1 protein-coding gene is annotated in these 9419 nt (G+C 39.6%); it reads left to right on the top strand.

Annotated features, from left to right (window positions below):
* Window positions 1-525: 525 nt before the first annotated feature.
* On the top strand, window positions 526-9419 hold an 8894-nt coding region (locus J0H12_07430), incomplete at its 3' end, for an autotransporter-associated beta strand repeat-containing protein (GenBank protein ID MBN9413730.1).

Raw genomic sequence — 9419 nt, 5'->3', positions numbered from 1 at the left:
GTTTTTAAATGTGCGAGATCCATAGTGCCTCCACTTTCACTATTGTCTATTAGTTCTATTAATATAAAGACTTTATCTGACATATCAATAGTTGATAGATTTACTATTTGATTTAAAAAAGAAAAAATCTATAAAATTTAAAAAGATGGACTATAATAGGTGAGGTATTCATCTATGCAAACCTCCTATATCAAATTAGAAATAGTCATCTTCAAAAGTATTTTATAAGGTAAAGATATTCCAAGGTTATTTCAAAAGATACCCAAGGAACAAAAGAAGAATCGGTTACCCCTTTCTCCCCCCCTATAAATAACCGATTCTTCTTCCCCCATTTTCCGATTTATTATGATTATTTGTTTGTCCGTATTTTTTATCTAAATATTTATAATTTTTTTTCATAATTCTACCTATAAAACTAGAAATTAAAAAAATAAATATTCCTACAATTTTAATTAAATATTAATCAGATCATCGTAATTTTGAAAAAAATATAAGAAAAATTATTTGCTCATGAATGGGGAAAAAATGAAGACTTTTATAAAAAAAATCTCACTTAAAAAATTTATAATTTATCTTATAATATTATGTTTTAAGAATAGTGTTGGCTCAACATCGCCGATTTATATCCATAGCTTTGCTACAGGCAATGCTTTTCAACAACCCTCAGGAATAGCGGTGGATCCTGTTAGTGGAAAAGTTTTTGTTGCAGACACTATTTCAACTTCTAATCTTCTCAATATATTATTAACAACTCAGGGGCGAGTTTATTCTTTTAATTCTACAGGAATTAATCAAAATATTTTTTTTAATGATTCTAACACCACCGTATTAAATGCTTCTAAAATATCAGCAATAGCAACAAGTAAAAGAGCGGATGGAAGTCCCAATATGCTGATGATGAGAACTCAAAATGGAATAAATGATTATAAAATAGCCGATCATCTTCTTTCAAATGGAGCAACAGGGGTATTTCCTTACTCTACGACATATACTTTACCCACAAGCATAGCTATAGGTAAAAATGCTGATGGCACAACTAGTAATATTTATATAACAACCACAAATCCACAAATAAGAATTTTAAATGTCGGAACTTCAACGATTCTACCCAGTGAAGGGACGCCAATATCTTTAGCTCCTGGGGAGATCGCAACAGGTTTAGCTTATAATTCTTCTTATGGATATTTGTATGCAGCTTTACGTGATCAAGGTCAGGTTAAAGTGATAGGACAAAATACTTTTTATCTACCTACCGATAATATAGAACTACCATCAGCTGCAATAACTCTTAATATGAGTGGTGCATATGGATTATTGTGGGTTGCCGATCAATTTAATAAAAACATCCAATGTTATAAATATAGTACCGATGAAGCTAAATATGTCTTAGTAAGTCAAAGTAATAGCAATGCGTTAAATAGGCCTGTAGGGTTAGCTTTAAATGAAAAATCTGGCCAGATATACGCTTTAGATGAAGATGTTACAAAAGGTGTTCAAATCTTTTTCTCCCCCGATGCCTGGGTTCAATCAGGCATAAGTATTCTTCAGAATTTACCATTGAATCAAGATTTGGTCCTTGATTCTAATTTAACCATTAATAATGTTCCTAATCCAATCAATCGACAATTAAGGGTCTCAGCCACAGACAATAATGGGGTTTCAATTGAGGGTACTGGTTTATTAACCCTTACAGCCAAGCTTACATTACAGGATACATTATCTGTACCTGATGGTTTAAATCGCCTCGTTGCAGATCAAGTCAATTTGAATACAAACGGAATTCTTTCCTTAAGCGGTGGACAACTATCGATTACAAATAAGCTCGGCTTTAATGGGGGGACTCTTCAAGCGCATACGAATTACACGACTTCTCTTGCACCTACTCAAGTTACGGTGGATACGGGAGGGGGATCCGTTCAGGTTGATGACGGAATTACTTTTAAAATTCCAACATCCATTACGAAAGCGGTTACAGCTGCTGGTTCATTTATCAAGCAAGGTTTGGGTATTCTTCGGTTAACGTCGCTCTATGAAGGAAATATGTCTATAGAAAATGGAGTGGTCTCAATTTCGGCAAGCGATGGGAATGTTCCTCTTGCAACAAATCCGACTCTTACGTTAGGCACAAATACAGGTAATAGTGCGACTGATACTGCGGGTACCCTGCAAATCCACAATCCAAATTCTCCAACTTTTTCTAATATAGGGATATATCATCCTATAACTCTTAATTCTGGTGGTGGAATATTTGATGTTGCTATTAATACATTAGCAGGTCCTGGGGAAATATCTGGAAATGGTAGCCTCACCAAAAAAGGATTAGGCGTCCTTTCAATTGTTAGTAATACAACTTATAAAGGCGGAACTTTTCTTACCGAAGGGACTTTGCAAGCAGGAACGACGAATGCTCTTCCAACACCTCCCTCTGCTGTTGATCCTGCTTTTCCTAAGAATGGAGATCTTAATATAGGATCTAGTGGAATTTTCGATTTAAACCTTTATAGCCAAACAGTGAAAAGATTAACAGGGTCGGGTATCGTTACAAGTAGCAATTATAGTTCTAGTTCTTCGTCAGTTCTCACTATAATGTCTGATTCAGAGAGCGATACGGAATCTTCTGACATTACATTTTCAGGTGTAATTCAAGATGGTTCAGGAAAAGTTGCTGTGGTCATTGATAGTCCTGGAGGGACGCAAATTTTCTCTGGCACTAATACATTTAGTGGTGGATTAACTATCAAAAGAGGAATTCTAGCTGTTAGTAGTGATAGCAACTTAGGAGCAGCTAATAGCGCTCTGACCTTTGGGTCTAATACAGGCAGTAACGATACGGCGGGATTTCTTGCACTTATTAATTCTTTACCAATGACAATAAACCGCCCCATTACTCTTAATCTAGGAGGAGGCAAGATAACAGGAACTGATTCGAATCAAATTACATTACCAGCCACAATTTCTGGACCAGGAGGTCTTTCATTTCTTGGTAATTTAAATATTGGTCTTGGATCTACTTCTGGAGGAGCAAACCTTTATTCTGGAGGAACCAACTTTACGGGTACTCATCAAGTAACATTTTATAATAGTGGTGCCTTTTCCAGTGGTCCTATCAATATGCAGGGGACTATAACTCTAAATTGGGGGATAGGTGCAACGTTAGTTAATAACATCACGTTAAATGGAAACATAGGATTAAATACTGCTGGATTTGCTCAAGCAGCTTTGACTGGGATCATTTCTGGAAATGGAGGAATCTTAAATATCATCGACAATCTAAGTCTAGGAACAGTTGGAGATGCTGCAAACACTTATCAAGGGCTAACGACTCTTGCTGCTGGAAAAACGGTTACTACTTATAAATCAAATGTCTTTGGGACTAGCTCAGTTACTATGAATAATGGATCTTCACTTCGATGGGGAGCGGATGCAAATTTTGATAATAATTTTATTTTAAGTGGTACAGTGACGACAAATACATCAGGATTTAATGGAACATTAGGTGGAGTTATTTCAGGATCAGGCAACCTTATCATTTCCGATAATTTATCTTTAGGATTAGGAACAGTTGGAGAAACTCCAAATACTTATTCTGGTGGAACGACTCTTGCAGCAGGTAAAACTGTCACGATCTATAAATCGGGAGCTCTTGGGACAGGAATCGTCACAATGGCTGATAATACGACATTACAATTTGGAGCAGCTGCAACAATTCCGAATTCAATTACTCTGAATGGAACCACAGCCACAATTAATACGGGTGGGTTCGCAAGTACGCTCACTGGAATCATCTCTCAAGTTGGAACCACGATCACCAAATTGATCGTTAAAGGTGGAAATATCCTAACAATGAATGCTGTGACCTCTCACGAAGGAGGAACAGAAGTTCAAGGAGGAACAACTCTCTTCGCTGGGATCTCAAATCTTTTTGGAGGTTTGAACAAATCTCTCTCTCTCATGGATGCGGGCTCTACTTTTGATATAACGTCAGGTTCCCAAGTCTTAGGCAATCTGAATGGAGAAGCTGGAACGATTGTTAAACTTGGAAACAATACTTTAACCTTGGGAACTGAAAATAATTCAAGTTTTGCAGGCGTGATTCAAGATAATGGAAATATAGGTAAAATCATCAAACAGGGGACGGGCACATGGAGTGTTTCCGGCTTAAATACTTATTCAGGTGGAACGGCTATTTCTGCGGGAACAATTCAAGTAGGAAATAGTTCTGCTCTTGGTACAGGAACTGTCTCAATGGAGAATGGAACAGCGCTTGCATGGGGAGCAAATGCAACCATAGCAAATCCATTTACTTTGAATGGGACGGCAGCGATTAATTCATCAGGATTTTCTGCAACATTAAGTGGTGTTCTTTCAGGTCAAGGTAGTCTGAATATTATTGATAATCTCAATTTAGGAACAACTGGAGGGGTAGCAAACACTTACTCAGGAGGAACTACTCTTGCAGCTAATAAAACTGTCACTGTCTATAAATCAAGTGCCCTCGGCACAGGCACTGTCACAATGGCTGGAAGTACGACTCTCAAGTGGGGAGCAAATGCAACCATAGCAAATCCATTTACTTTGAATGAGGTGGCAGCAATTAATTCAGCAGGATTTAGTGGAACGCTCAGTGGAATTCTTTCTGGGAACGGTGGCTTGAATATTGTTGATAATCTCAGTTTAGGAACAGTTGGTGAAGCTGCCAATACTTATTCAGGAGGAACCACTCTTGCCACAGGTAAAACTGTCTCTGTCTATAAATCAGGTGCGCTTGGCATAGGAACGTCCACAATGGTGAATGGAGCAACACTTTTATGGGGGACAAATGCAACCTTAGCAAATCCATTTGCTTTGAATGGGACGTCGGCGATTAATTCAGCAGGATTTAGTGGAGCGCTCAGTGGAATTCTTTCTGGGAATGGTGGCCTGAATATAGTCGATAATCTCAGTTTAGGAGTAGTTGGAGGAGCCGCCAATACCTATTCGGGTGGAACCACTCTTGCAGCTAATAAAACTGTCACGGTCTATAAATCAAATGCACTCGGAACGGGTACTGTCACAATGGCTGGAGGCTCAACACTTGCCTGGGGGTCAGCTGCGACCTTAGCAAATCCATTTGCTTTGAATGGAGAAACCACGATTAATTCATCAGGATTTTCTGCAACATTAAGTGGTATTCTTTCAGGGCAAGGTAGTCTGAATATTATTGATAATCTCAATTTAGGAACAACTGGAGGGGTAGCAAACACTTACTCAGGAGGAACTACTCTTGCAGCTAATAAAACTGTCACGGTCTATAAATCAAGTGCCCTTGGCACAGGCACTGTTTCAATGTCGGATAATACGACATTACAATTTGGGGCTTCTGCAACTATTTCGAATGCAATCACTGTGACTGGTAATACAGCCACACTTAATACAGCAGGGTTTGCAAGTACGCTCACTGGAATCATCTCTCAAGTTGGTACGACTCTCACCAAACTCATTGTCAAAGGTGGCAATATATTAACAATGAAGGGAATTATTTCTCATACCGGAGGGACAGAAGTTCAAGGAGGCACAACTCTTAAAGCAGGCATAGCCAATCTTTTTGGAGGAACAAATAAGTCTCTTTCTCTTGTAGATTCAGGATCTGCTTTTGATATGACTGTGGGATCTCAAGTCTTGGGTGATCTAAATGGAGACGCTGGTACGATTATTAATCTTGGAAGCAATACTTTAACTTTCGGCACAGCAAATGATTCAACTTTCAAAGGTGTGATTCAAGGGAGTGGCGGAAAAGTTGTGAAGCAAGGCGCAGGCACATGGGTTGTTTCTGGTGCAAACACGTATACAGGAGGAACCACTGTTTCTGCGGGAACAGTTCAAGTAGGGAATAGCTCAGCTTTTGGGACAGGCACTGTCACAATGGCTGGAAGTACGACTCTCAAGTGGGGCGCAAACTTAACCTTAGCAAACCCATTTATTTTCAACGGCACAACAACGATTAATCCAGCAGGATTTACAGCAACATTGAGTGGTGTTCTTTCCGGACAAGGTGGCCTGAACATTGTTGATAATCTCAGTTTAGGAACAATTGGAGGGGTAGCAAACACTTATTCAGGAGGAACAACCCTTGCTGCAGGTAAAACTATCACAATCTATAAATCAGGCGCACTTGGTTCAGGTTCTGTCACGATGGCAGATAATACAACATTTGCATGGGGATCATCTTCAACCTTAGAAAATGAATTCACTTTCAATGGAGCAACAACGGTTAATCCATCAACTTTCTCTGCAACTTTCAGTGGTATTCTTTCCGGACAAGGTGGTTTGAATATTGTCGATAATCTCAGTTTAGGAACTCCTGGGGGATCAGCCAATACCTATTCAGGCGGTACTACTCTTGCTGCAAATAAAACAGTGACTGTTAATAAATCAGGAGCTTTAGGATCAGGTTCTGTCACGATGGCGGATGGAACCACTCTTAAGTGGGGAGCTGCGGCAACATTAGTCAATCCATTCACTTTCAATGGAACAACAACTCTCAATCCAGCAGGATTTTCTGCTTCTCTTACAGGTGTTCTTTCTGGTGCAGGTGGAATAAATATAGTCGATAATCTCAGTTTGGGAACAATTGGGGAAGTTCCAAATACGTATTCAGGTGGGACGAACATCAGTTCCAATAAAACAGTGACTGTTAATAAATCAGGAGCTTTAGGTACGGGGACAGTCACAATGGCTGATAATACAACTTTACAATTTGGGGCTTCTGCAACTATTCCGAATGCAATCACTGTGACTGGTAATACAGCCACCATCAATACAGCAGGTTTTGCAAGTACTTTGGATGGAGCGATCTCTCAAGCTCTGAATACCATCACCAATCTGATCATTAAAGGTGGTAATATCTTAACAATGAATGGAGTGGCTTCTCATGCTGGAGGAACAGAAGTTCAAGGAAGCACAACTCTTGAAGCAGGGATCGCTAATCTTTTTGGAGGAACAAATAAGTCTCTTGCCCTTATTGGTGCAGGGTCTACCTTTAATGTGACTGCCGGCTCACAAGTCTTGGGTAATCTGAATGGAGACGCTGGTACCCTTATTAATCTTGGAAGTAATACTTTAACTTTCGGCACAGCAAATGATTCAACTTTCAAAGGTGTAATCCAAGGGAATGGCGGAAAAGTTGTGAAGCAAGGCGTAGGAACATGGGTTGTTTCTGGTTCAAACACGTATACAGGAGGAACCACTATTTCTGCAGGAACAGTTCAAGTCGGAAATAGTTCTGCCTTTGGGACAGGAACTATCACAATGACTGGAAGTACTACTCTCAAGTGGGGTGAAAACTTAACCTTAGCAAACCCATTTGCTTTGAATGGAGAAACCACGATTAATCCAGCAGGATTTACAGCAACATTGAGTGATGTTCTTTCCGGACAAGGTGGCCTGAACATTGTTGATAATCTCAGTTTGGGAACAGTTGGAGATGTTGCAAACACTTATTCAGGTGGGACGAGCATCAGTGCCAATAAAACAGTGACTGTTAATAAATCAGGAGCTTTAGGTACGGGGATAGTCACAATGGCTGATAATACAACTTTACAATTTGGGGCTTCTGCAACTATTCCGAATGCAATCGCTGTGACTGGTAATACAGCGACCATCAATACAGCAGGTTTTGCAAACATCCTCGGAGGAGCGATCTCCCAGGCACTGAATACTGTCACCAAACTTATTATTAAAGGTGGAAATATCTTAACAATGAACGGAATTGCCTCTCATGCTGGAGGAACCGAAGTTCAAGGAGGGACGTCCCTTAAAGCCGGCATAGCAAATCTTTTTGGAAGTTCAAATAAATCTCTCACCCTTGTAGATGCAGGATCTACTTTTGACATGGCTGTAGGTTCTCAGACATTGAATAATCTAAATGGAGAAGCCAATACAATCATTAATCTGGAAGGGAATACATTAACTCTTATTCCGGTAAATGACTCGATTTTTAATGGCACGATTCAAGGAAATGGAGGAAAGATTATTAAACAAGGTTCCAAGGTCTTAACTTTAGGAGGTAATAACTCTTTTAGTGGAGGGCTTGAACTTCAAGGGGGAGGGCTCCGAGCAACCTCTTCAACAGCTCTTGGAACAGGACCGATCACGCTTTATGATCAAACAACTTTAAATATACAAGTTCCTTTAACGCTCATCGGTGATAACTCTATTCTTTTTGCAAATGGATTGGCAACTTTACAAATCGATTCTCCAACGACCATTAATACAAAAATCTCTGGAAATGGTGGTTTTTATAAAACAGGATTTTCTGATCTTACGCTCACGTATTCCAATAGTGATTATGAAGGCCAAACTTTTGTTCAAGAAGGAACTTTGGCTGTTAATGGAGATATCACAAGCAATATTACTGTCAGTTCAGGGGCTATACTCACCGGAACAGGCTCTGTTCAAACGGTCACGAATGCTGGAACTGTCGCTCCTAGTGATCCCATAGGAACATTTATAATAAAAGGTGATTATCTTCCTTCTTCTCAAGGATTTACTCAGATTACTGTAAACCCTAGTATTTCAAATAAACTCGATGTTAAAGGGACTGCTCACCTTAACAATAGTATTTTGGCTGTCAATGTAACGCCGGGAGATAGTACTGCTTATGAAAATCATCCTCCTTTTGAAATCTTAAGTTCTGATAATGTTGTGAATGGTCAATTTGGTGCTATTCAAAGCTCGCATGTACGATATTTATGGACAGCTGATTATGAAACAGATCCAAACAAAGTCTTTTTAAATTTTGATCGGCTTGTTCTCTTTGAAGAAATTGTTCGTTCTGTCAGCGACAATACAAATCCTATATCCTCGGCTCATTATTTTGATAATCTCCCGCATCCGATTACAGATCCCGATTTAAGCAATGTTATTTCCATCTTCAATTCTCAACCTGAAGCCTATGGAATTACGGATATCTTCGAAGAGATTTCACCTGATGAACTTTTGCTGACGGAAGAGACAGCAACATTGGTAAACGAGATTAATGGCTTCAGAATGCATTACTTGAGAGATATGGTCTCTTCACCCGCTACAGCAGCTGCCGCTTTCACAACCGTGAAGAGTCAAAGATCAACGGCTCTTCTCACTCAACTTCGCCAAGCGTTTGGTCATATTAGACCCGAAGATCAACAAGTTCGTAGCCCTTCGATGTCCCTCAATATGCAACAACATATGCAAGATAATGCTCTGATGATGGGGCCTAAAGGTGGGATCTGGATCCAAGGGTTTGGGAATATTTCTCACCAAAAAGCCAGTGGGATTGATATGGGATATCGCAATAAGATGGCAGGCTCTTTGATTGGAATTGATTACAAGCTAAAGCCTGATCTCTTTGTCGGAGCAAGTGTTGGCTACGATGAAAGCCGTATTAAATGGATTAATGCTCT

It is taken from the genome of Candidatus Paracaedimonas acanthamoebae (assembly GCA_017307065.1).
GTDB classification, from domain to species: Bacteria; Pseudomonadota; Alphaproteobacteria; order Caedimonadales; family Caedimonadaceae; genus Paracaedimonas; species Paracaedimonas acanthamoebae_A.
This window is presented reverse-complemented; position numbering and strand designations above follow the sequence as displayed.